We start from the raw sequence: 22,324 nt of genomic DNA, 5'->3' as shown, positions 1-22,324 counted from the left end.
TAGTCCGCCAACTGATCTGCGACACCAGCGAGATCGCGTCAGGAGAGCGCACCCCGCTCAATGCGGACCCAGGACATGTCCCGTCATGTCCAGCAGCCTTTGGTGGTAGACGGCCTCCTAGTACGGCAGCCGCCGTTTGAGATCTCGCTGGTGAACCGGGGTGGACGCGAGACGGCCACCGCGTGATCGTCTGTGCGTTGTGGACACAACATCAGACCTTGCGGTGGCCGCGTGCCACAGCGTAGCCGTTGCTCGGTGGGAACGGGTTCTGGCCGGGGTACTGGGGTGCTTCGGGGGCCGGTTCGGGCGGGTGGAGCCTCGTCGTGCGGCGGCGGAGTTCGTGACCGGGCTGCTGTCCGACGTTGAGGTCAAGACGCGCTGGCAGTTGGCGGAGCAGGCCGGTCACGCCCGGCCGGATGCGATGCAAAGGTTGCTGTACCGGGCGGTGTGGGACGCCGACGCCGTCCGAGACGACCTGCGGCAGGTGGTGGTCGACCGGTTCGGTGACCCCGACGCGGTAGTGGTCGTCGACGAGACCGGTGATCTGAAGAAGGGCATCCACTCGGTCGGGGTGCAGCGGCAGTACAGCGGCACCGCTGGGCGGATCGAGAACAGCCAGGTCGGGGTGTTCCTCGGCTACGCCGGCCGGGACGGGCACACCCTGATCGACCGACGAGTGTATCTGCCGGCGTCGTGGACCGACGACCGGCAGCGGTGTCAGGCCGCCGGCGTGCCCGACGAGATCGAATTCGCCACCAAGTCGCAGCTGGCCGCCGACATGATCAACGCCGCGATCGACGCCAGCGTGCCGGCGGCATGGGCTGCCGCGGACGAGGCCTACGGCAACAGCGCCGTGTTCCGCGCTGGCCTGCGCGAACACGGGCTCGGCTACGTCCTCGCGGTGTCCTGCAGCGACCTGATCCCGATCGACGGCGGCAAGGTCAAGGTTCGCGCCGATCGGGTAGCCGCCGAACTACCGGCATCGGCGTGGCAGCGCCGCTCAGCCGGCGTCGGGCCGAAGGGTCCCCGCTTCTACGACTGGGCCTGGCTGGATCAGGTCACCACCGACGCCGACCCCAACGACGGCGGCCACCACAGCCTCCTGATCCGCCGCAACACCACCACCGGTGAGCTGGCCTTTTACCGCTGCTGGACCCCGAAGCCGGCAACTCTCGCCCAACTCGTCCGGGTCGCGGGCATCCGCTGGACCATCGAAGAGAGCTTTCAGGCCGCCAAGAGTCAGGTCGGCCTAGACCAACACCAGGTCCGCCGCTGGGACTCCTGGCACCGCTTCACCACCCTCGCCCTGGCCGCTCTCGCCGTGCTGGCGATCTGCGCCGCCGACGCGGCCCACCAGGACCCGGCCGACACCGGGCTGATCAAGCTGACGGTCAACGAGGTCCGCCGTCTGATCAACGTCTGCATCATCCGCCCGCTCAGCAATCTCGCCCATCGTTTGCACTGGTCACAGTGGCGCCGCCGGCATCAAGCCCGAGCCCGACGATCCCACTACACACGCCGCCTCAACCTCGAACTTCAGCCATGATCTCGAACGGCGGCTGCCGTACTAGCTAGAAACGGCAGCCAGGGCACCTTGCTCGGAAGGCAAGCGGGCTGCCGCCTGGTGGTGGTTCTCGGCCCGACCAATACAGGAAGGGCTCCTTTAAGGACAGACGTAACGAAGGTCATCAGTTTAGCGCCGTACAGACAGACAGGATCGGTCCCTGTCCGGGCCGGAGCCGTCCGGCGCGTCCCTCTGGCGTAAGGATTCTATGTCTCTGCACAAGCAACGACGTCTCAAGCTGCTCGGCGCACTCGCGGGGAGTGCGCCGATCGTCACCTCCATCGGGCAGCGCAGCCGCCGAGCACTGCGCACCGGCTGCGCCCTGTTGGCGCTGTCCGGCATGGTCGCCGCGGTCGCCCCGGCCAGTCCGGCGCTCGCCGGCCCCCGCCGTGCTGACGTCGCCGTCACCCTCACGGCAAGCCCCACCGACGTAACCGCGACGGGCGGCGTAACCACCGCCACCGCCGAGGTGCGCAACGTCGGCACGGACGCCACCAGCGACGTGACCGTGACCCTCACCCTCCCGCCCGGCGCCGGCATGGCCACCGAACCGCCCTACTTCGCCGAGTGGAAGTGCGATGTCTCCACCGCACCGACGTGGACCTGTATCCACGGGCCGTTGGCCGCCGGCGCGGCTGCCGAGTCGTTGAGGTTCGATCTGTACCTGCCTGGCGGCGCACATGGCGAGGCGGTGACGATCGGCGCGGCGGCGACGACGAGCAGCCGCGAGCTGACCACCACCAACAACACCGACCAGGTGACGGTGCACTACGCCGCTGCCGACCTCGCAATCGGCATGACGGCCATCCCTGAAGAGGTGATCGTCGGCGGCGAGGTGATCCTTACGCTCAACGTCCAGAACATAGGCGCCGGCGAGACTACCGGGGCTTTCCAGCTGGATGTCTACCTCCCCGACACGATGACGCCGACGGCCGGGTTTCCTCAGGGTGACTGGGACTGTCAGGTCCTGCTCAACCCGGCGCCTGGCTTCGGGGACTACTACTGCGTGCACCGCGGCCCCATCCACCCTGGTCAGGTCCTCGAACCGGCCTGGCTCCGCGCGAGGGTGGACAGCGGCACGCCAGGTGAGACGCAAACGGCCACCGCAACGGTACGCCCGGTCGACGGCGAGGTGTCGACGGCCAACAACACGGCGCAGGCCAGCGTCGCCGTCGTCGAACCGGGCACCATCCGCGGCAGCCTGTGGATCGACCAGGACCGCGACGGACAACGGGACTCCGACGAGCCGGCCACGGCCGGCGTCCGCACCCTGTTGTTCCTGCCGCAGGCCCCTGTCGACGGGGATCCGACGGAGATCACGGGCGTGCTGAACCCGGACGGGACCTACTCAGCGGCCCTCAAACCCGGCCCGTACATCGTCCAAGTGCAGATCGAGTCCCAGTACCTCGACTTCACCCTTCCCGATGTAGGCGATGACGCCACCGACTCCGACATCGTCACCGTTCAGCGGGAAATCTACGGAGGCATCGACGCCGGCAACAGCGCGGTGATCGACGTAACCGCTGGCAGCGACACCACCATCGACGTCGGCTTCATCGACATGACGTCGTAACAGACGACGGACGCCAGATGCGGCCCCGGCAACTTCCCGCCGGGGCCGCATTCTCGCACCCGGCCGGGCATGCCCGGCCTGCTCCGCCAACTGCCAACACGTCTTCATCTCAAGATCGGACAGCAGCCCCGTCACGAACGCCGCCGTCGCACGACGAGGCTCCACTCGCCGGAACCGGACCGCAAGGCACCCGAGCATCCCGGCCACACACGCTCCCACCGAGCGACGGCTACGCTGTGGCACACGGCCACCGCAAGATCTGATGTTGTGTCCACAACGCGCAGAGGATCAGGCGGTGGCCGCCTCGCGTCCGCCCCAGCTCAGCAGCAAGATCTCAAACGGCGGCTGCCGTACTAGCCGGCCAGTTCCGGGATCACGAGGGCGAGTTGCTCCTCGCACGCCGCCAGTTGGCCCCAACGCTGATCATCGATGTCACCGCCATTGTGTAGCCAGCTCATGACACCGCCCGCGACGTCGGCGTCAAGCATCACCATCTCGACGCCAGCGACGTCCATGCCTCGTAGCCGGCCGGGGAAAGGGGACTGCTGGTGCGCCTCCCACAGCTCGGCCACGGCCGTGATGCGGTCTTCTGTCATGCAGACTCACACCCCGATCATGATTTGGGGCCAAGAGCGTCCTAGACCACCTGTCGCACATCACCTGGCGGAGATGTGTCGCGGGTAAGTTGGCGGATCACACTGCCGATGGGCTTGGCTTGCGGCTGTCTCGTCCAGGACCCACTGCACGTAGGCCGGGTTGCCTACAACGACTGGCGTGGCGATGACGCACGGTACTTCGTAGGGGTGCTCGGCGTTTGCTCGTTCCACGATCGTGGGCACGAGGTCGGTGCGGGTGTGTAGCGCGACCCGTGCTTCCTGCTCGTCGTGGGTGGCGCCAGGTCTTTAAGCTGGCCGACATCGTGCCGTCCCGGTATCGCGCCCTGGTCCTAGTCACCACCTTCGGCTGCCTGCGCTGGGGTGAAGTCGCCGCGCTCCAACGACAGGACATCGACACGGAAGTCGGCACCATCCGGGTCCGGCAGGCGTACACAGAACAGCGCGGCGTCGGCCTGGTCCTCGGTCCACCGAACTCCCGGGCGAGCCGGCGCGCGGTCAGCCTGCCACCGACCGTGGTCGAGGTCGTCCGAACCCACTTGGCGGCCGAGGTCGATGCCAACCCGGACGCGCTCGTGTTCACCACCGAGAGCGGGCGGCCGATCTGGCGCGGCAACCTCAATACCTGCGGCACACCGGGAACACCCTCGCCGCTCAGACCGGGGCGAGCACCCGTGACCTGATAACCCGGATGGGGCATGACTCATCGCAGTCCACGTTGATCTATCAGCACGCCACGGCCGAGGCGGACCGTGCCATCGATGTCTGACTGTCTACGGACTTGGCGACCTGGTCGCGGTGGTCTCTAGTGGTCTCGGCTGGCCCCTGCTGTCCTAGCTCGATGGCACGCTAATGGCACGGAGGGATGATGCCGTCTGATGGCAGGCTGACCACGGGCGCGTCGCCCGCCATTCTCAAGGAGTGACCATGCAGGTAATGGTGCTGGGCGGTACCCAGTTCATCGGCCGCGCCATCGTGACTGCGCTGCTCGACGACCACGAGGTCACCGTCCTTAACCGGGGTTCCAGGCCGCTGTGGGATCCGCGGATACGGCAGCTCGTCGCGGACCGCAACGACGGCGCGCAGCTGAAGGAACTGGGCCTGGCGGGCTTCGACGCGGTCGTCGACGTCTCGGGCACAGAACCGCACCACGTCACCAATGTGCTCGCGGCGATGCCGGATCTTCAGGAGCTGCGCTATGTCTTCATCAGCTCGGCCGCCGTCTACAACCGGTCGGTGGCGTCCCCGCCGTTCCGAGAGGGCGACCAGGCCGACGGCGACACCATCTGGGGCGGTTACGGCGAGGCGAAGGCGGAGTGCGAGGCCGTGCTGCGGGGTGCGTGTCACACCGGTCTGACCGTCCTCCGGCCGCCGTACGTTTACGGTCCCCACAACCCGGAGCCGCGCGAGCAGTTCCTGTGGGCTCGCTTCCTGGCTGGCCAGCCGGTCTTCGTCCCCGGAGATGGCGGCACCCGCATCCAGTTCTGCTATGCCCAAGCGCTCGCCGAGGTGGTGGCCGCCGCGTGCGCGGGCCAGCTGGGTGCGGGAACGTTCAACGTGGGCGAGCCGGCCAGCTACACCCTCCGCGAGTATCTCGCGATCCTGGGGGAGGTCGCCGGAGTGCGGCCGACGGTGGTCTCCGCCCCCGACCCCACCGTCCGTGCGCGTGACTACTTCCCGTTCCGCGACGCGGAACTGGTGCTCGACGTGAGCCGGCTTGCCACGCACGTGGTGGCAAACCACGACGACCTAGCCACCGGTCTAGCCAAGACGCTGACCTGGTTCCGCGAGAACGGCGGCATCAGCGACGAACCGACCCCGCAGGAGTTGGCCTGGCGAGCCACGATCCGGTGGTAGTGCTGGTCGTCAGTGACGAATACCCGGTCAGCTGGACTAAGCGGATCTCCTCGTCGGGCAGCCGTAGACCGTCCGGCCTCCCCGGACGGGGACAAGGTGGAGCGCCTCACGACGTGGCTGGTGTCGGACGGCGTACCGATCAGTGACGTGGCCCGGGTCATGGGGCATGAGCAGATCTCGACCACGCTGGACCGCTACACCCACGCCTTCGAGGCCGGCGCCGAGAAGGTCAGGGACTCGTTCGCCGAATTTCGAGGCTGACGAGGAGGAAAGCGCCGACTAGCCGGCGGCCTGAGCCGACTGAGGGGGGGCGCCGGGGGCATAGCAAAAGGCCAGGTGAGAGATGATCTCACCTGGCCTTCTGGCCTCTGGTCGGGGTGGCCGGATTCGAACCGACGACCTCTTCGTCCCGAACGAAGCGCGCTACCAAGCTGCGCCACACCCCGAGGCGTGCCGACAAATAGTAGCCCACCCGATCCGATGGTCAAACTCGGTACCCCCCGGGGCGGGTCAGCGCGGGATGAGGGTCAGCACGCTCGCCTCCGGTGGGCAGGCGAACCGCACCGGCGCGGTGGGGTGGGTGCCCAGCCCGGCGGAGACGTGCAGCCAGGCGTCCGAGCCGGGCCAGCGGTGCAGCCCACGCGCCATGGAGCGGGGCAGCCCGCAGTTGGTCACCAGCGCGCCGTAGCCCGGCACGCAGACCTGACCGCCGTGGGTGTGCCCGGCGAGCAGCAGGCCGAAGCCGTCCGCCGCCATCTGGTCGAGCACGGCCGGCTCGGGGGAGTGGGCGAGCGCGACCGCCAGGTCCGCCGAGGCGGAGACCGGGCCGGCCACCGAGGGGTAGTCGTCCCGCTCGACGTGCGGGTCGTCGACGCCGACCAGCTCCACCAGCCGTCCGCCCGCCTTGATCGACGTACGGGCGTTGTTCAGGTCGACCCAGCCGGCCCCGGTGAAGACGTCCCGCAGCTCGCCGTAGGGCAGCTCGGCACCCTCGGTGTACTCCCGGTCGGGCAGGAAGTAGGTGAACGGGTTCTTCCAGACCGGCCCGGTGTAGTCGTTCGAGCCGAAGACGAAGGCGCCCGGGTAGTCGAGCAGTGGTTGCAGGGCCCGCAACACGCCCGGCACCGCCCCGGGGTGCGCCATGTTGTCCCCGGTGACGACGACCAGGTCCGGGTCCAGGGCGGCCAGCGACGCCACCCACTGCTGCTTGCGTCGCTGCTCGGGCATCATGTGCAGGTCCGACAGGTGCAGCACCCGCAGCGGCTCGGCGTCGGCCGGCAGCACCGGCACGTCGTACCGGCGCAGGGTGAACATGTTGCGCTCGATGAGCGACGCGTACGCCAGCGTGGCGGCGCCCGCGGCGACGGTTCCGGCTCCGAGCCGGAATAGTGTGCGCTTTCGCATGTCGTTCAGGGTAGTTTGACCGTCCATGAGCACGCTGAAGGACCGTCTCACTGCCGACATGCGCGCCGCACTCAAGGCGCGTGACGAGCTGACCACCTCCACGCTGCGGATGGCCCTGGCCGCCGTGGGCACCGCCGAGGTCGCCGGCAAGGCCAAGCGCGAGCTCACCGACGACGAGGTGGTCGCGGTGCTGACCAAGGAGGCGAAGAAGCGGCGGGAGGCCGCCACCGCCTTCGCCGACGCCGGCCGCGCGGAGCAGGCCGGCAAGGAGACCGCCGAGGGTGAGGTGCTGGAGCGCTACCTGCCGAAGCAGCTCTCCGACGCCGAGCTGACCGAGCTGGTCTCGGGGGCGCTCGCCGCCGGCGGCTTCACCGGCAAGGCGCAGATGGGCCCGGCCATGAAGGCAGCCCAGGCCGCGGTGGCCGGCCAGGCCGAGGGGGGCCGGGTGGCCGCCGAGGTACGCCGACAGCTCGGAATCTGACCGCCGTACGCGAAACGGGCGGGCACCCCGCGAAGGGTGCCCGCCCGTTCTGCGTGCTTACGGTCGGTCAGCCGCGTGGCCGGCCGGGCCGCCCTGTGGGCGGCGGGATGATGGTGCCCGGCTTGACGTTCGTGCCCGGCGGCGGCGTGGTGCCGCTGCCGCTGCTGACCTCGATGGTCACCACGCCGCCCTTGATGGTGCGGCCGTCCGGGCTGGTGCCGGCGACGGAGCCGGCCGCGCAGTTCGACGGCACCTTGTTGTCGGAGACGACCACCTCGAAGCCGGCGTCCTTGAGCCGGGACCGGGCGCTGTCCACCGACTGGCAGGTCACGCCCGGGATGGCCTTCTGGTCACCTTCGATGATCTTGCCGCTCGGCGGGGTGAACTCGATGCGTTCCTTGCCCTTCATCGCGTCCCGCAGGGTCTCGTAGACCGCCGGGTTGATGCCCCTCGGCGTCTCGTCGTGACCCATCTTCTGGTTGGTCTGCGGCCAGTCCGGGTCGGCCATGATGCCGGCCACCGCGTACTGCTTGGTCATCGCGATCAGCGCGGAGGTCTTGTCGCCGTCGGTGGTGCCGGACTTTCCGGCGACCGGGGCGCCGACGATCTGCCGGACGTTGCGCGCGGTGGCGCCGTTGCACTTGGAGGTGGCCGACCGGTCACCGACCGGGCAGCGGGCGGCGTCGACGGCCGCCCGGGCCACCTGGGTGGCGATCCGCTGCTCGCAGCGCGGGTTGGCGACGTCGAGCTTGTTGCCGTCCGGGTCCCGGATCTCCTGCACCGGGATCGGCTCGCAGTACTTGCCGTCCGCCGCGAGGGTCGCGTACGCGTTGGCCATCTCCAGCGGGGTGGTGGCCGAGACGCCCAGGGTGAACGCGCCCCACTGGTTGGCGTCGGCCGCCAGGCGGGCGTCCTCCCGGTCCCGGAAGGTGATGCCGAGCTTCTGCGCCGCCTTGACCACGTTCTCCGCGCCGACCTGCTGCTCCAGCGGCACGAAGTAGGTGTTCACCGACTTGCCGAAGGCCGTCCACATGTTGTGCACGCCGGTCATGCTCGGGTTCGCGTTCTTCGGGCAGTAGTAGAACGTGTTCGGGCAGGCGGCCGGGGAGTTGAACTCGATGCGGTAGTTCGACCTGAACATCGGCTGCGAGTTGATCGTGTAGCTGAGCGGGATGCCCTTCTCCAGCGCCGCCACCATGGTGAACATCTTGAACGTCGAGCCGGCCTGGTAGCCGGTGATGCCCTGACCGCCGGAGAGCAGCGGGTTCACCGTGTTCGGGTAGTTCGCCCGGATCTTGGCCTTCGCCTTGGCCGGGTTGCTGGAGAGCGGGTTCTGTGGCTTCTTCGGGTCGTCGATCTTGAAGTTCCGGTTCACCGAGAGGGCCCGCACCCGGCCGGTGCCCGGCTCGATCACGGCGACCATCCGGGCGGCCTTGCTGTTCACCCCGAGATTGCGGCGCACCGCGTTGTCCGCGCCGTTCTGCGCCTGCGCGTCGAGGCTGGTGACGATGGTGTAGCCACCGCTCTTCAGCCGGCGCTCCCGGTCGTACGTGGTCGAGCCGAACGTCGGCTGGGACATCCACCAGCGGTAGAAGTAGTCACAGAAGAAGCCCCAGTTCTTCTGGTTGGTGGCGACGCAGCCGTTCGGGGTGCGCTTGTCCTTCACGACCAGCGGGGTGGCCTTGGTGGCGTCCGCCTCCTGCTGGCTGATGGCACCGGTGTCGACCATGTTCTGCAGGACGTAGTTGCGCCGGTCCAGCGCGAGCGGCTTGCCGCTGCGGGTGGTCGGGTCGTTGGTGGTGGGCGCCTTGACCATGCCGGCCAGCAGCGCCGCCTCCTCCAGCTTGAGCTTGCTGGGGGGCTTGCCGAAGTAGACCTGGCTGGCGGCGAAGATGCCGTACGCGCCGTTGCCGAAGGAGGCGATGTTCAGGTAGCGCTCCAGGATCTCTTCCTTGGAGAACTCCTTGTCGATCTGGAGGGCGTAGCGCATCTCGCGCAGCTTGCGGGCGCTGGTGTCCTCGGTCGCGGCGACCACGTCGGCCGGGTGGGTGGCCGAGTACGCGATGGCCAGCCGGACGTACTGCATGGTCAGCGTGGAAGCGCCCTGCTGGGAGGCGCCGGCCTGGTTGTTGACGAACGCCCGGGCGACGCCGTTGATGTCGACCCCGTTGTGCTTGTAGAAGTCATGGTCCTCGGCCGCGATGATGGCCTTCTGCATCAGCGGCGAGATGTCCTTGAGCTTCACGTCGCGACGGTTCTCGTCGTACATGGTCGCCAGCGGCGTCTTGCCGTCCGAGGCCAGCAGGTAGCTGATCTGCGGCGCGCGGGCCACGGTCAGCTCCTTGGGCAGGGCGCCGAAGGTCTCGGCGCCAGCCTTGGCGGCCAGGCCCGACATCGCCACCGCGGGGAAGGCCGCCGCCGCGACGACCACGCCGGCCAGCAGGCCACAGATCAGTAGCGATGCGGCGTTGGTGAAGACATTGTGGTCACGTTTCCGCATCCAGGTCACCTCGACAGGGTACGCGAGTAGGGAACGAGGGGCGCTGGGGCGTTCTTTCCCCATTTCCTGCGCGCGCCGACCTCGTTGTGCTAAACGCACGACCCCCGGTGCGTGGTTGCGTGTGACCTGACGCCGAGTCTCCTCCGAACGGGGGAGTACCGCGGCGTTTTCACGTACTCCGGCCGGGTAAGCGGCGCGCGAAGGCCCGGGAAGCCGGGAGTGTCCGGAATGATGGATTTAGCCGACAACGTTGCGTAATCAGGCGACTACAGAGCATGATGGTGGCGGCGACATGGCCACACGTCGTCCGTGCCTCCTTGGGGAAGGAACGGGCCGGACGACCGGGGGGATCGACTCGGCTGGTCGCACGAGGTCGGTAGGTACTGCAAGGGGGGACGTGTACACATGGGCATGATCACTGACTGGCCGTCACTGGCGGCGTGTCAGAACGGGGACCCGGACGCGTTGTTCGTACAGGGCGCCGAACAGAACGTGGCGAAGAGGATCTGCCGGAGCTGCCCAGTTCGGTACGAGTGCCTGGCCGACGCGCTCGACAACCGCATCGAGTTCGGGGTGTGGGGTGGCATGACCGAACGGGAACGGCGGGCGCTGCTGCGTCGTCACCCCCAGGTGACGAGCTGGCGCAAGATGTTCGAGGCCGCGATGAAGAAGAACGCCAAGGACAAGACCGGCAAGGACAAGGTCCTCGTCACCGCCTCCGCCGGCTGACGCCGGTCACGGCCGGCCGATCGCCGCGCCGATCGTCCGCAGCCCGTCGACGTCGTGCACGTCGGCGGGCTGGGCCGTCACCGACACCGCCGGCACCGCCGGGAACGCCTCGGTGAACCGGGCCGCCACCTGCTGCTCGCGGATCGCCTGCTGGGCCAGCGAGGCGTGCGCCCGGAGCACCTCGACGGTGCCGTCGTGGCCGCCCAGCTCGGCCAGCCGGGCCGCCCCGGCCAGGCTCTCCGCCGGATCCAGCGTCTCCACCTTCGGCCGGTGCACCCGGTTGAGCACCAGGCCGGCCAGCGGCATCCGCTCCTCCCGCAGCCGCCCCGCGAAGTAGGCCGCCTCCCGGACCGCGTCCGGCTCCGGCGCCGCGACCAGCAGGAAGGCCGTCTCCCGCGCCTGCAGGATCCGGTACGTCTGCTCGGCCCGCTGCCGGAAACCGCCGAACATCGAGTCCAGCGCGGCGACGAAGCCGGACAGGTCGGTGAGCAACTGGGCGCCGAGCACCTTCTGCACCACCTTCGAGAACATCCCGAAGCTGGCGGTCACGAAGCTGAACATGCTCCGCCCGCCGCTGCGCGCCGGCGCCAGCAGCAGGCGCAGCATCCGGCCGTCCAGGAAGCGGGAGAGCCGGGCCGGCGCGTCCAGGAAGTCCAGCGCGGAGCGCGACGGCGGGGTGTCGACGATGATCAGGTCCCACTCGCCGCGGGCGTGCAGCTGACCCAGCTTCTCCATCGCCATGTACTCCTGGGTGCCGGCGAAGGTGGAGCTCATGGCCTGGTAGAAGGGGTTGGCGAAGATCTCCGCCGCCTTCACCGGATCGGTGTGCTGCAGCACCACGTCGTCGAAGGTGCGCTTCATGTCCAGCATCATGGCGTGCAGTTCGCCGCCGCTGACCTCGACGTCGATCCCCTTGACCTGGCGCGGGGTGTTGTCCAGCTCGGTCAGGCCGAGGGACTGGGCCAGCCGCCGGGCCGGGTCGATGGTGAGCACCACCGTCCGACGGCCGTGCTGTTCGGCCGCGCGCAGCGCGAGGGCGGCCGCCGTGGTCGTCTTACCCACCCCGCCCGCGCCGCAGCACACGACGATCCGCACGCCGGGGTCGGCGAGGATCTGGTCGACGTCCAGCGGTGGCGCCGCGTCTTCGGAAGGCACCAATCGAGCGTATCGGGCCGGTGCGGTCCGCGCTCCCGTGCCGACGTCAGGTGTGAGTCAATCCGCCCTGCCGAGGATCTTCGCCAGCGTCTCCAACCCCGCCCGGTCGACCCCGTCGGGGAGCAGCGGCAGCTCGGTCAGGGGCAGGTCCAGCTCCATCAGGTCGGTCCGGAGGGAGTCCTCCAGCTCCCGGCGGACCTGCTGGTCCCGCGCCTCGTCGGCCAGTCCGGCGACGGTCGCCACGTCGGCCGGCAGCCCGGCCGCGACCAGCCCGCGCTTCAGCTCGGCCCGGCTCACCTCACGGCCGGTCGGCAGCGGCGGCCGGGCCGCGTTGACGATCACCCGGCCGACGTGGAAGCCCAACTGGTTCAGCTCGGTGATCGCGTCCACCGTCTCCTGGACCGGCATCTCCTCCAGCAGCGTGACCACGTGCACCGCGGTCATCGGGGAGCGCAGCAGGGCGGAGACCCCCTCGCTCTGGGTCTTGATCGGGCCGACCTTGGTCAGCCGGGCGGTCTCCGCGGTCACGTTGAGGAAGCGGCCGATCCGGCCGGTCGGCGGCGCGTCCAGCACCACCGCGTCGTACGCCCGGCGCTGGCCGGTCGTACGGGTGGTCGCCTCCTTCACCTTGCCGGTGAGCAGCACGTCCCGCAGGCCCGGGGCGATGGTGGTGGCGAAGTCGATGGCGCCGACCTTGCGCAGGGCCCGGCCGGCCGCGCCCAGCTTGTAGAACATGTCCAGGTACTCGAGGAGCGCCTCCTCGGCGTCCACCGCCAGGGCCCGCACCTCGCCGCCGCCGGGGGCGTCGGTCAGGTGCCGCTCCTCGTAGGGCAGCGGCTCGGTGCCGAAAAGCTGGGCGATGCCCTGCCGCCCCTCGACCTCGACCAGCAGCGTGCGCCGCCCGTCGCCGGCCAGGGCGAGCGCCAGCGCGGCCGCCACGCTCGTCTTGCCCGTGCCGCCCTTGCCGGTCACCACGTGCAGGCGGGAAGGCCATCCGGTGCCTGCCGGGTCCACCGGCCGCTCAGCTGATCGCACCCGTCGAGCCTAACCACCCGGCGGCGTCAGCCCACCTCGCAGACCCACCAACCCGTCTTCCGCACCACCGTGAAGCGCAGCGACTGCTCGGCGACCTTCTCGTCCGCGGTGGTCATGGTGAGCTTGGTGGTGACGGTGGCCCGGTCGCCGGTCTGGTTGTCCACCTTCGGGCTCGACCACCGGAAGCGCGGATTGCGGTAGTCGGTGGCGTACCGGTTCACCTCGGCGACCTTGCCGTCGATCTTCTTGCTGTCCCGCGAGGCGGAGCAGACGAAGGTGGCCGCCTTGCGCGCGTCCCGGTCCCGGTAGACGGCGGTGAGGAAGCCGTCCACCGCGACGGTCGGCTCCGGGGAGCCCTCGCCGCTCTCGGTGTCCCGCAGGGCCAGGAAGGCGGCGGTCCCGCCGCCACCGCAGAGCAGGATGGCCGCGGCCAGCACGATCGAGGCGATCAGCAGGCCGCGCCGGCGGGGTGCGGCCGGTGCCTGGTACGCGGGATAGGCCGGCGGGACGGCGCCCGGGGTCGGCGTGCCGGGGGAGGTCGGCCCGGTGCGGCCGGCCCCCTCCTGCCGGGACGCCGGCGTGTCCGGCGATCCGCTCGCGCCACCGAACGGCGGTTGGGTCATGTGGTCCCCCGGGGGTGGGGCGTCCTCGCCGCCCCAGGCGACGACGCGGGCTCGGCACGGCGGGCGACCCCTGATCGCCCGTCCGACGCAGAAGGGTAGCGGTCGATGGGCACCGCGTGCCGGACCGCTCACGAAGTGCTGTTCCGCGCGGTCATGTTCCGGATCGGCGGTGTGTCGCATATGTGACTTAAAGTGACCGGACGTGCACGCCCCGTTGTGGCGTCCCGCAGGTGGTCCTACGTTCGTCCAGGTGCGGGGGAGCGGGTCGGGCGGTGGGTCCGGTCCGGACGGCGGTCATACAGGTACGAGGCCCGGAGGCAGTACATGCGCGACGCGGACAACATCGCCCGAGCCCAGTTCCCGCCCGGCGAGCGGGCCAGGCGGTCCGGGGCCGGCGGCGACCTCGACGGGACGGGCGGCATGCCCGTGAACGAGCGGTCGTACGGGCACTGCGCCGAGCCGTCCGAGATGCTCCGGATGCTCGGCCGACCCGCCGAGCGGGGGCGGGACGAGGAGGAGCCCGGGTACGTCATCCACCTGCCCATCCGGGTGACCGACCTGGCCGCCGCGACGGCGCTGGCCGGCACCGTGGCCACCTCGCTCGGCTTCCTGGTCGAGCTGGACGCCGGCGAGACCACCGTCTCCACCGCCGACGACCAGAACAACCGGCACCGGGTCTTCTGCGACCTGCTGCTGCCGGACCGGTCCCGCTGCCCCCAGCCGTACGACCACGAGGGCCGGTGCGGCGAGGTGTCGGCCGCCCCCGAGCAGCGTCCCGCGCCCCGGCCGAGCTCCGGACCGTAGGCTGTGCCGGAAAGCAGTCCACGCGCAGGCAAGGGAGCCTTCCTCCGATGCAGAAGTGGGAATATTCCACGGTCCCGCTGCTGGTCCACGCGACCAAGCAGATCCTCGACAACTGGGGCGAGGACGGTTGGGAACTCGTCGCCGTGGTGCCCGGCCCGAACCCGGACCAGCTGGTCGCCTACCTGAAGCGCCCGAAGGGCTGAGGCTCGTGAGCAACGGACCCCACGCGAAGCTGGCCGAACTCGGCCTCACCCTGCCGGACGTGGTGCCTCCGGTGGCCAGCTACGTCCCGGCCGTGCAGTCCGGCCAGCACGTCTACGTCTCCGGCCAGCTGCCGATGGCCGAGGGCAAGCTGCTCGCCACCGGCAAGGTCGGCGCGGGTGTCTCCGCCGACCAGGCGAAGGACCTGGCCGAGCGGTGCGCGCTGAACGCCCTCGCGGCGATCGACTCGCTGGTCGGCCTGGAGAACGTCGTCAAGATCGTGAAGCTGAGCGGCTTCGTCGCCAGCGCGCCCGGCTTCACCGGTCAGCCCGGCGTGATCAACGGCGCCTCCGACCTGTTCGGCGCGGTCTTCGGCGAGGCCGGCCGGCACGCCCGTTCCGCGGTCGGGGTCGCCGAGCTCCCGCTCGACGCCCCGGTCGAGGTCGAGGTCATCGTCGAGGTCGGCTGACGTCACCGTCGGTCCCCGCGATCTTGCAGTTGGTACGCCGGCGAAAGCCGTGAACGGCCACAAATGCCGGGCGGAAGCAGCAAGATCGCGGGGAGTGGCGGGCGGGGTCGTACGATCGCAGCCATGGGCGGGCATGTGACGGGGCCGGCGGCCGCGCTCGCGGACGGTCTGCCGGGCTGGGTGACCCTCCTTCGTGCGCCCAATCCGGGGCCGATGACGCTGGACGGGACGAACACCTGGGTGCTGCGTGCCCCCGGGGCGGAGCACGCGGTCGTCGTCGACCCAGGCCCGGCCCACGAGGAGCACCTCGCCCGGATCGCCGCGCACGGGCCGGTCGGGTCCGTGCTGATCACCCACGGGCACCCGGACCACACCGAGGGCGCGACCCGCCTGCACGAGCTGCTCGGCGGAGCCCCCGTGCTGGCCGCCGACCCGGCGCACACCGTCGGCGCCGGGCCGCTGACCCCACAGGCCGCGTTGGACGCCGCCGGCCTCACCCTCCGGCTGCTGCCCACCCCCGGGCACACCGCCGACTCGGTCTGCTTCCTGGCGGAGCGTGGCGACGAGCGGGTCGTCCTCACCGGCGACACCATCCTGGGCCGGGGGACCACCGTGGTGGCCCACCCGGACGGCCACCTCGGCGACTACCTGACCAGCCTGGAACTGCTCGCCACGTACCGGGGGATCCCGGCGCTGCCCGGGCACGGCCCGGCGCTGGCCGACTGCGGCGCCGCCGCCGAGTTCTACCTGGCCCACCGCCGGGCCCGGCTCGACCAGGTCCGGGCCGCGGTCGCCGAGGGCGCCACCACCGCCCCGGAGGTGGTCGCCCGGGTCTACGCGGACGTCGACCGGTCGCTCTGGTGGGCCGCCGAATGGTCGGTCCGGGCCCAACTGGAGTACCTCGGTGTCGAACCCCGGGAATCCGGCGCCGGGGGTGCGGAGTTGGAGCAGCCGTGACCTGCCCCGTGTGTGGAACCGTCGCGGTGCCCGGCGCGCGGTTCTGCCACAACTGTGGCGCCGCGCTCCCGGCCGCCGCCACCCTGCCGGCCGCCGAGCGCCGGGTGGTGACCGTGCTCTTCGGCGACCTCTCCGACTTCACCTCCTGGTCCGAGGACCTCGACCCGGAACGGGTCGGCGCGGTCACCGACCGGGTGCTCGCCGCGCTCGCCGGCGCGGTCAAGACCTTCGGCGGGCACGTCGACAAGCTCACCGGCGACGGCATCATGGCGGTCTTCGGCGCCCCCGTGGCCCACGAGGACGACGCCGAGCGGGCCGTCCGGGCCGCGCTGTCCATGCAACGCGCGGTCCGCCGGGTGCTCGACGACGAGCGGGGCGGCGGCGCGCCGCTCGGCCTGCGGGTCGGCCTGAACACCGGCGACGTCATCGCCGGCATCCAGGCCGCCATCGAATACACCGTCATCGGCGACACGGTGAACACCGCCGCCCGGCTGGCCGACGCCGCCGCCGTCGGCGCGGTCTACGCCGGTGCGCGGACCTCCGCCGCCACCCGGCACATCGCCTCCTGGCGGACGCTGCGGCCACTGCGGCTCAAGGGCAAGCGCGAACCGGTCGAGGCGTACGAGCTGCTGGGTCTGCTCGACGCGCCGGGCACCCGCTCCGGCCTCGGTGACGAGGCGCCCTTCGTGGGCCGGGAGACCGAGATCGGCCGGATCGCCGGGCGACTCGCCGAGGTGATCGACCGGGGCGAACCCCGGGTGGTGCTGATGACCGCGGAGGCGGGCATCGGCAAGTCCCGGTTCGCCGCCGAGGTGGAACGCCTCGCCGCCGGATACGACGTCGGGGCCGGCCGGTACGCGGCGCACAGCGGGGCCCGGGTGCTCTCCGTACGCTGCGCCGCCTTCGGCGAGCGACGCCGGCTCGCCCCCCTGGCCGACCTGGTACGGGCCGCCGTCGGCCTGCCCAACGACCCGGCCACCGCGCTCACCCGGCCGGCCGTGGAGGAGCGGCTGCGCCGGCTCGGCCAGCGGCTCGGCCGGCTGCGCCCGGATCCGACGCCGCTCGCCACCGACCAGCTGCTCGCCCTGCTCGGCTACGCCGAACTGCCCGCCGGCAGCCCGAGCGACCAGGGCGAGTGGAGCGCCAGCCCGCCCCCGGCCGACGCCGAGGCGGTGCCGAACGCGGTGGCCGGGCTGCTCAGCGCGCTCGCCGGCGAGGCGCCCCTGGTGATCGTCGTGGACGACCTGCACGACGCCACGGCCGAGACGATCCGCGCCCTCGGGCTGACCCTGTCCCGGCTCACCGGCCCGGCGCTGGTGCTGCTGCTCGGCCGGCCGGAGCTGGTGCGGACCGCCGGGGCGCTGACCCGGGTCGCGGACGCCGAGGTGCACGCGCTGCCGCCGCTGCGGGGGGCGGACGCCTCGCGCCTGCTCACCGGCTACCTGAGCGGCGGCCGGCTGCCGCAGCCCGACACGGACCGGCTGCTCGCCACCGCCCAGGGCAACCCGTTCTACCTGGCCGAGCTGGTCACCCTGCTGCGTGAGCGCGGCGCGCTGACCGCCGGATCGGACAGCGGCTGGCGGCTGGTGCCCGGCTCGCTGGGCAGCCGGCTGCTCTCCCGCGACCTGGCCGCCGTGCTCGCCGCCCGGATCGACGCGCTGCCGACGGACGCCCGCTCGGTGCTGCGGGACGCCGCCGTGGTCGGCGACAGCGTGCCCGCCGGGGCGCTGGAGGCGCTGCGCGGGCAGCGCGCGGGCGGCGACGGACGGCCCGCCGCGGTGGCCGCGGTCGAGCTGGAACGGGCCGTCGAGGAGCTGCTGCAACGACGGATGCTGCATCGCACCCGGACCGGGTACGCCTTCGCCACCCCGCTGATGCGGGAGGCCGCGTACGCCGGGGTGAGCAAGGCCGAGCTGGCCGAGCGGCACGCCGCGCTGGCCCGGTGGGCGGCGCCGGCCAGCGGTTCCCCGGTCACCGCGCCCGGCGGATTCACCGACGCCGCCCGGGACGACTTCGTCGCCGAGCACGTGGAACGGGCCGCGGCGCTGGCCGACGCGGTCAAGCTCCGGCCGGACGCGCCGGCGCGTACGGTCACCCCGCTGGGCGTGGCCGCGCTGGGCCGGGCCGCCCGCCGGTCGCTCCAGGCCGGGGAGCCGGCGCTGGCCGTCGAGTACGCCGAACGCGCCGCCGAGCTGGCCCGGGACGGGGTGCCGCCGGCCGACCGGGTGGTGCACGCCCGGGCGCTGCTCCAGGTCGGGCGCCCCACCGACGCGCTCGCCTTCGCCGAGAAGATCGCCGCGAACACCACCGACGAGGGCACCCGGGCCAGCGCGCTGCTGCTCGCCGGGCAGGCCTGGCAGACCCTCGGCGACCAGCAGCGGGCGACCGCGTGCTGGCAGGAGGCGTTGCAGGTGGCCACCGACGGCAACCTGGCGACCCTGCGCGCCTCGGCGATGCGCCGGCTCGGGATGGCCGACTTCATCGCCGGTCGACTCGGCCAGGCGAGCAGCCGCCTCGCGGCGTCGTACCAGGTCAGCCTGGCGGCGAAGGACCCGCGCGGGCAGGCCTGGTCGTTGCAGAACCTGGCGTGGGTGACCACCACCCGGGGCGACTTCGCCGGCACGGACGCGGTGCTGGGCCGGGCCGCCCGGCTCTTCGCCGAGCTGAAGGACCCGTACGGGCGGGCCTGGCTGCGGGGCACCACCGCGTTCGCCCGGCTGCTCGCCGGGCGGCTCAAGGAGGCCTGCCGGCTGGCCAATGTCTTCCTGCCCTTCGGTGAGCGGGTCGGCGAGGCGTGGGCGGTGGGCACGCTGCGGGCGGTCCACGCGTTCGCCGGGGCGGAGTTGGGCGAGGTGGCCGAGGCCGACCGGGAGGCCCGCCGGGCGTACCGGGACTTCGCCGAGGTCTCGGACGACTGGGGGCGCGGCTTCGCCCTGGTCGTCCGGGGGGTGGTGGCGCGCGGCCTGGGCGAGCCGGAGCACGCGGCGGACCTGCTGACCGACGCGCTGGCGTACGCCGAGCGCACCTCGCACCCGCTGCTGACCGGGATGGCCGGCACGCTGCGCGGTTTCGTGGCGCTGGACATGGGCGACTGCGAGCTGGCCGAGCGGGACGCCCGGGCGGTGCTGACCGCCGTCGAACCGCACAATCCGCAGGCGCCGGCCCAGGTGGGGCCGCGGGTGCTGTTGGCCACCGCCCGGCTCGCCGCCGGTGACCCGGCCACCGCGGTGGGGCTGCTCGCCCCGGTGGCGACCACCGCGGCCAGCGCCCCGACCCTGCTCTTCTCCCGTCGCCAGACGATGGCCCGGTACGCCTCCGCGCTGCTCGCGCACGGCCGGCGGGAGCAGGCGCTGGACTGGGCCCAGCGGGCGGTCGCCGCTCCGGCCGAGGACGTGCGCAGCCAGGTGATCGGGGCGAGCGTGCTGGCCGAGACGCTGGCCGCCTGCGGCCGGCCGGTGGAAGCGCTGGCCTGCGCGGAGGAGGCGGTCCGCTTGGCGTACGCGACCGAGCAGCGCAGCGAGCGCGCCTCGGCCGACGCGCTGCGCGCGGGTCTGGCCGCCGGGGTCTGATCCGTCGCTCCCGCCCCTCGGGCAAGGTCTGCCGGTTTCGGGGATGTGTCCCGCGGTGAGGGCCGGTTAGCGTGGCACTTCCACGCGGTCGTCCGGATGCGACGGCCGCGCCGTCCGCCTGGGGAGGACAGATGAGGCTGCCGCGTTCCGGCGCCGGCTGGACGATCGCGGTCTTCGGCGTCCTGGCGCTGGTGATGGGCGCGCTCGGGCTGCTCTGGCCGGAGGCGCAGCTGCGGCTGCTCGGCTTCGAGGTGCCGGCGCGGCGGTCGGCCGGCGACTACACCGGCACGTTCCTCACCGCGTCCTCGATGGCCTCGTTCAACATGGGCGTCTACTACCTGCTGGCGACAGCCACCGAGTGGCGGTCGTTCTACCGTTTCACCGTCTTCTTCCGGCTGGTCACCTTCACCGTCTTCACGCTGACCGTGCTGGCCGGCGTGGCGCCGGACCGGTTCATCGGAGTCGCCCTCTGGGAGGGGCTGGGCGCGGTCGCCACCGCCGTCGGTCTGTGGTGGGACGCCCGCCGCGTCACCGGACCGGGGCTGGTGAACGGCCCGGCCGGCGACGGTTCGAGCCTCGCCGATGCGCCGGACGCCGAGCCGCAGCCGGGGGTGAAGGCGCAGGCCAGCGGCCCGGTGACGGGTGCGGAGGCCGGCCCGGCCGCCGCCGGTCCCGCGTCCTCCGCCGGTACGGTCCGCTGAGCGCCCCGGCGGGACGGGTATTTTCGAAGCCGTGACCGAGACCTCGCCCGGCGCGCTCCGGCTGCCCATCGTGCCCGGTCTGACCGATCTGCAGGTGTTCGCCCGGGGCGGCTACGCCACCGTGTACCGGGCGACCCAGATCTCGGTCGGGCGGGAGGTCGCCGTCAAGGTCGAGAACCGCACGCTGGACAGCGAGCGGGACCAGGCCCGGTTCCTGCGCGAGGCGCGGGCGGCGGGCAAGATGTCCTCCCACCCGCACGTGGTGGACCTCTTCGACGTCGGGGTGACCGTCGACCAGCACCCCTACCTCATCATGGAGCTCTGCGACGGCTCGTACGCGGAGCGGATGCGGCACTGCCCGCTCGGCGCGCCCGAGACCCGCGACCTCGGCATCAAGATCGCCGACGCGCTCGCCCACTCGCACGCCGCCGGGGTGCTGCACCGCGACGTGAAGCCGGCCAACATCCTCTACTCGCACTTCAACCCGGCGGTGCTGGCGGACTTCGGGCTGGCGGTGCTGGCCGAGGTGCGGGACGCGTCGGTCACGCTGGAGGTGCTGACCCCGGCGTACGCGCCGCCGGAGATGTTCAGCCACAGCCCGCCCTCGCCGGCCGTGGACGTCTACGCCCTCTGCGCCACCCTCTACGCGGTGATGAGCGGGAAGCCGCCGCGCTGGCAGTCGGAGCGGAACCCGAGCCTGGTCACCGTGCTGGAGATGTTCCACCAGCCGATCCCGGAACTGCCCGGGGTGCCGCCCGAGCTGGTCCACGTGCTGCGCGCCGGGATGTCGAACGACCCTGCGGAGCGGCCGTCCGCGATTGAGCTGCGGGACCTGCTCCTCGCCCTGCCGCTGGATCCGGCCCCGGCCCCGGTCAGTGGCGCGCCGGTGAGCGGGGCCCCGATCTCCGGGTCGCCGGTCGGCGGGCGTGCCACCACCGGTAGCCCGTACCCCCCGGTCGGGACCGGCCCGCGGTCGCCGGCGGAGAGCGACCATCCGACCGTGCCACACGCCGGCCGGCGCTGGCGCCGGTGGTTCCTCGGCGGTGCCGGGGTCCTCGCCCTGGCCGCCTCGGCGAGCGCCGGGGCGTGGCTGGCCGGCGGCGCCCCGCCGGTGGCCGGGCCCGCTGCGACGGCGGCGGCGAGCACCCCGTCGTCCTCGCCGGCGGCCGGTGGGCGGGCGTTGCCGGCCTGCGCGGCGCTCGGCCCGGCGGTGTCCCTGCCGGTGGCCGCGCGGTGCGCCGCCGAGCTGGAGTGCTTCGGGCCGGTACGGCTGCGCGGGGACCGGGCGGAGGCGGCGCGGACCTCCTGCGACGGCCGGCACACCTGGGAGTCCTACCTGGAGGGTGAGCTTCCGGCCAGGCTGGTCGAGGCCGGCCACGCCGAGGTCAGCGCGGATCCGGTGGTCGGGGCGGTCTGCAACGCGCGGACGTTCCGGCTGACCAGCGGCATCCAGCAGGCCGCCGGCTGGCACCTGGAGGTGTTGCCGCCGACCGGGGCGGACCTCGACCGCCGGTACCGCTGCCTGGCGGGCCGGGGCGTGGACGCCCTGGTCGGGCCGACCCTCATCGGTCGCTGACCCGCTGGGCGGGCGGGTCCAGCCGGGCTCGCACCGCCGCGCTGTCCAGCGCGTCCAGGGTGTCCGCGTCGAGGCCGGGCAGCGCGGCGTCGGGCTGCCCGAGGGTGGCGGCCTCCTCCCGATGGTCGCGCTGGGGCAGCGCGGCCACCGCCGTGCCGGCGGTCGTCGCGAGGACGACGCAGAGCAACGCCAACCCCACGGTGGGGATGCCGGCGGGGTGCCAGACGACCAGGACCACCAGCACGGCGACGGTGGCGAGCGACGCGACCGCCGCGACGATCCGCGGGTCCGGCCTGAGTATTCGGCCCATCCGACAAGCATGTCCGACCCGGCGGGGCTGTCAATCCACGCATCGGTGACACGCCGCCTCGTTCCGGGCCTGACAATTCGGGCGGTCACCGGACCGAAATACCAACAGCGTCGACCATGAAAAATTCGTTACATCATTCCGAAGGAACGCGGCTTTGATGGTGTTTTGCCGGGCCGCCCGCCTTGTCGGTCGTTCCTAGAGT

At 72.0% G+C, this 22,324-nt stretch carries 21 protein-coding genes, 1 tRNA gene and 1 pseudogene; 14 read left to right on the top strand and 9 right to left on the bottom strand.

What is annotated here, in order from left to right:
- Positions 1-280: 280 nt before the first annotated feature.
- On the top strand, positions 281-1,546 hold the full coding sequence (locus V6U81_RS03495) for an IS701 family transposase (protein ID WP_334484322.1): 1,266 nt from the start codon (positions 281-283) through the stop codon (positions 1,544-1,546).
- A gap of 226 nt (positions 1,547-1,772) precedes the next feature.
- Complete coding sequence (locus tag V6U81_RS03490; RefSeq protein ID WP_334484231.1) at positions 1,773-3,137, top strand: SdrD B-like domain-containing protein; 1,365 nt, start codon at positions 1,773-1,775, stop codon at positions 3,135-3,137.
- A 353-nt stretch (positions 3,138-3,490) separates the two neighbouring features.
- Here V6U81_RS03490 and V6U81_RS03485 read toward each other — a convergent pair whose 3' ends face one another.
- Both V6U81_RS03485 and cutA read right to left on the bottom strand, forming a co-directional pair.
- A complete protein-coding gene (locus tag V6U81_RS03485) occupies positions 3,491-3,733 on the bottom strand; it encodes a hypothetical protein (RefSeq protein WP_334484229.1) in 243 nt (80 codons plus the stop codon).
- A 60-nt stretch (positions 3,734-3,793) separates the two neighbouring features.
- On the bottom strand, positions 3,794-3,976 hold the full coding sequence (gene cutA / locus V6U81_RS03480) for a divalent cation tolerance protein CutA (RefSeq protein WP_334484226.1): 183 nt from the start codon (positions 3,974-3,976) through the stop codon (positions 3,794-3,796).
- 29 nt (positions 3,977-4,005) lie between these two features.
- Here cutA and V6U81_RS03475 point away from each other — a divergent pair, with 29 nt between their 5' ends.
- The 3 genes from V6U81_RS03475 (at position 4,006) to V6U81_RS03465 (ending at position 5,869) form a co-directional block, all read left to right on the top strand.
- A complete protein-coding gene (locus V6U81_RS03475) occupies positions 4,006-4,434 on the top strand; it encodes a site-specific integrase (protein ID WP_334484223.1) in 429 nt (142 codons plus the stop codon).
- A gap of 244 nt (positions 4,435-4,678) precedes the next feature.
- Positions 4,679-5,608, top strand: a complete 930-nt coding sequence (locus V6U81_RS03470; protein ID WP_334484220.1) for an NAD-dependent epimerase/dehydratase family protein — start codon at positions 4,679-4,681, stop codon at positions 5,606-5,608.
- A gap of 96 nt (positions 5,609-5,704) precedes the next feature.
- The gene (locus tag V6U81_RS03465; protein WP_334484217.1) at positions 5,705-5,869 is read left to right on the top strand and encodes a tyrosine-type recombinase/integrase; all 165 of its coding nucleotides are present in this window, start codon (positions 5,705-5,707) and stop codon (positions 5,867-5,869) included.
- A gap of 108 nt (positions 5,870-5,977) precedes the next feature.
- Here V6U81_RS03465 and V6U81_RS03460 read toward each other — a convergent pair.
- Together V6U81_RS03460 and V6U81_RS03455 are read right to left on the bottom strand one after the other, a co-directional pair.
- A tRNA-Pro gene (locus tag V6U81_RS03460) sits at positions 5,978-6,054 on the bottom strand.
- Positions 6,055-6,118: 64 nt separating this feature from the next.
- A complete protein-coding gene (locus tag V6U81_RS03455; RefSeq protein ID WP_334484215.1) occupies positions 6,119-7,012 on the bottom strand; it encodes a metallophosphoesterase in 894 nt (297 codons plus the stop codon).
- Between the two features lie 25 nt (positions 7,013-7,037).
- On the opposite strand from V6U81_RS03455, the gene V6U81_RS03450 reads away from it, so the two are divergent.
- Positions 7,038-7,493: a GatB/YqeY domain-containing protein gene (locus tag V6U81_RS03450; protein WP_334484213.1), complete on the top strand. Its 456-nt coding sequence runs from the start codon at positions 7,038-7,040 to the stop codon at positions 7,491-7,493.
- A 67-nt stretch (positions 7,494-7,560) separates the two neighbouring features.
- Here the strand turns inward: V6U81_RS03450 and V6U81_RS03445 are convergent, their stop codons facing one another.
- Entirely contained in the window at positions 7,561-9,993 is a 2,433-nt protein-coding gene (locus V6U81_RS03445) for a penicillin-binding protein (RefSeq protein WP_334484210.1), read from the bottom strand.
- A gap of 405 nt (positions 9,994-10,398) precedes the next feature.
- Here V6U81_RS03445 and V6U81_RS03440 point away from each other — a divergent pair, with 405 nt between their 5' ends.
- Positions 10,399-10,722, top strand: coding sequence for a WhiB family transcriptional regulator (locus V6U81_RS03440; protein ID WP_334484207.1), 324 nt, complete (start codon positions 10,399-10,401; stop codon positions 10,720-10,722).
- A gap of 6 nt (positions 10,723-10,728) precedes the next feature.
- On the opposite strand, the gene bagB is transcribed toward V6U81_RS03440, so the two are convergent.
- Genes bagB through V6U81_RS03425 form a run of 3 tightly spaced genes read right to left on the bottom strand, consistent with a single transcriptional unit; the run spans position 10,729 to position 13,535 of the window.
- On the bottom strand, positions 10,729-11,880 hold the full coding sequence (gene bagB / locus V6U81_RS03435; protein ID WP_334484204.1) for an ArsA family ATPase: 1,152 nt from the start codon (positions 11,878-11,880) through the stop codon (positions 10,729-10,731).
- Between the two features lie 54 nt (positions 11,881-11,934).
- On the bottom strand, positions 11,935-12,912 hold the full coding sequence (gene bagA, locus V6U81_RS03430; RefSeq protein ID WP_334484201.1) for an ATPase BagA: 978 nt from the start codon (positions 12,910-12,912) through the stop codon (positions 11,935-11,937).
- 26 nt (positions 12,913-12,938) lie between these two features.
- Positions 12,939-13,535: an Rv0361 family membrane protein gene (locus tag V6U81_RS03425; RefSeq protein WP_334484198.1), complete on the bottom strand. Its 597-nt coding sequence runs from the start codon at positions 13,533-13,535 to the stop codon at positions 12,939-12,941.
- A gap of 324 nt (positions 13,536-13,859) precedes the next feature.
- Between V6U81_RS03425 and V6U81_RS03420 the strand changes: the two genes are divergently transcribed.
- From V6U81_RS03420 to V6U81_RS03390, 7 genes and pseudogenes are all read left to right on the top strand, one after another.
- The gene (locus tag V6U81_RS03420; protein WP_334484195.1) at positions 13,860-14,339 is read left to right on the top strand and encodes a hypothetical protein; all 480 of its coding nucleotides are present in this window, start codon (positions 13,860-13,862) and stop codon (positions 14,337-14,339) included.
- Between the two features lie 47 nt (positions 14,340-14,386).
- Positions 14,387-14,542 carry a Sp36 family protein gene (locus tag V6U81_RS03415; protein WP_334484193.1) on the top strand — a complete coding sequence of 52 codons (156 nt, stop codon included), beginning with the start codon at positions 14,387-14,389 and terminating at the stop codon, positions 14,540-14,542.
- Positions 14,543-14,547: 5 nt separating this feature from the next.
- Positions 14,548-15,009: a RidA family protein gene (locus V6U81_RS03410; RefSeq protein ID WP_334484190.1), complete on the top strand. Its 462-nt coding sequence runs from the start codon at positions 14,548-14,550 to the stop codon at positions 15,007-15,009.
- Positions 15,010-15,132: 123 nt separating this feature from the next.
- Positions 15,133-15,966, top strand: coding sequence for an MBL fold metallo-hydrolase (locus V6U81_RS03405; RefSeq protein ID WP_334484188.1), 834 nt, complete (start codon positions 15,133-15,135; stop codon positions 15,964-15,966).
- Positions 15,963-19,535: an adenylate/guanylate cyclase domain-containing protein gene (locus tag V6U81_RS03400; RefSeq protein ID WP_334484186.1), complete on the top strand. Its 3,573-nt coding sequence runs from the start codon at positions 15,963-15,965 to the stop codon at positions 19,533-19,535. Before V6U81_RS03405 ends, V6U81_RS03400 begins: the two co-directional genes overlap by 4 nt.
- Positions 19,536-19,666: 131 nt before the next feature.
- Positions 19,667-20,122, top strand: a pseudogene (locus V6U81_RS03395) (hypothetical protein); the annotation flags it as partial.
- A gap of 145 nt (positions 20,123-20,267) precedes the next feature.
- On the top strand, positions 20,268-21,812 hold the full coding sequence (locus V6U81_RS03390; protein WP_334484183.1) for a serine/threonine-protein kinase: 1,545 nt from the start codon (positions 20,268-20,270) through the stop codon (positions 21,810-21,812).
- On the opposite strand, the gene V6U81_RS03385 is transcribed toward V6U81_RS03390, so the two are convergent.
- Positions 21,799-22,122 carry a hypothetical protein gene (locus V6U81_RS03385; protein WP_334484181.1) on the bottom strand — a complete coding sequence of 108 codons (324 nt, stop codon included), beginning with the start codon at positions 22,120-22,122 and terminating at the stop codon, positions 21,799-21,801. The two genes, V6U81_RS03390 and V6U81_RS03385, sit on opposite strands and share 14 nt — an antisense overlap.
- Positions 22,123-22,324: the final 202 nt, after the last annotated feature.

Source organism: Micromonospora lacuserhaii (assembly GCF_036902735.1).
Lineage (GTDB): Bacteria > Actinomycetota > Actinomycetes > Mycobacteriales > Micromonosporaceae > Micromonospora.
Note: the sequence above shows the minus strand (reverse complement) of the source record. Positions and strands in the feature narration are given on the sequence as shown.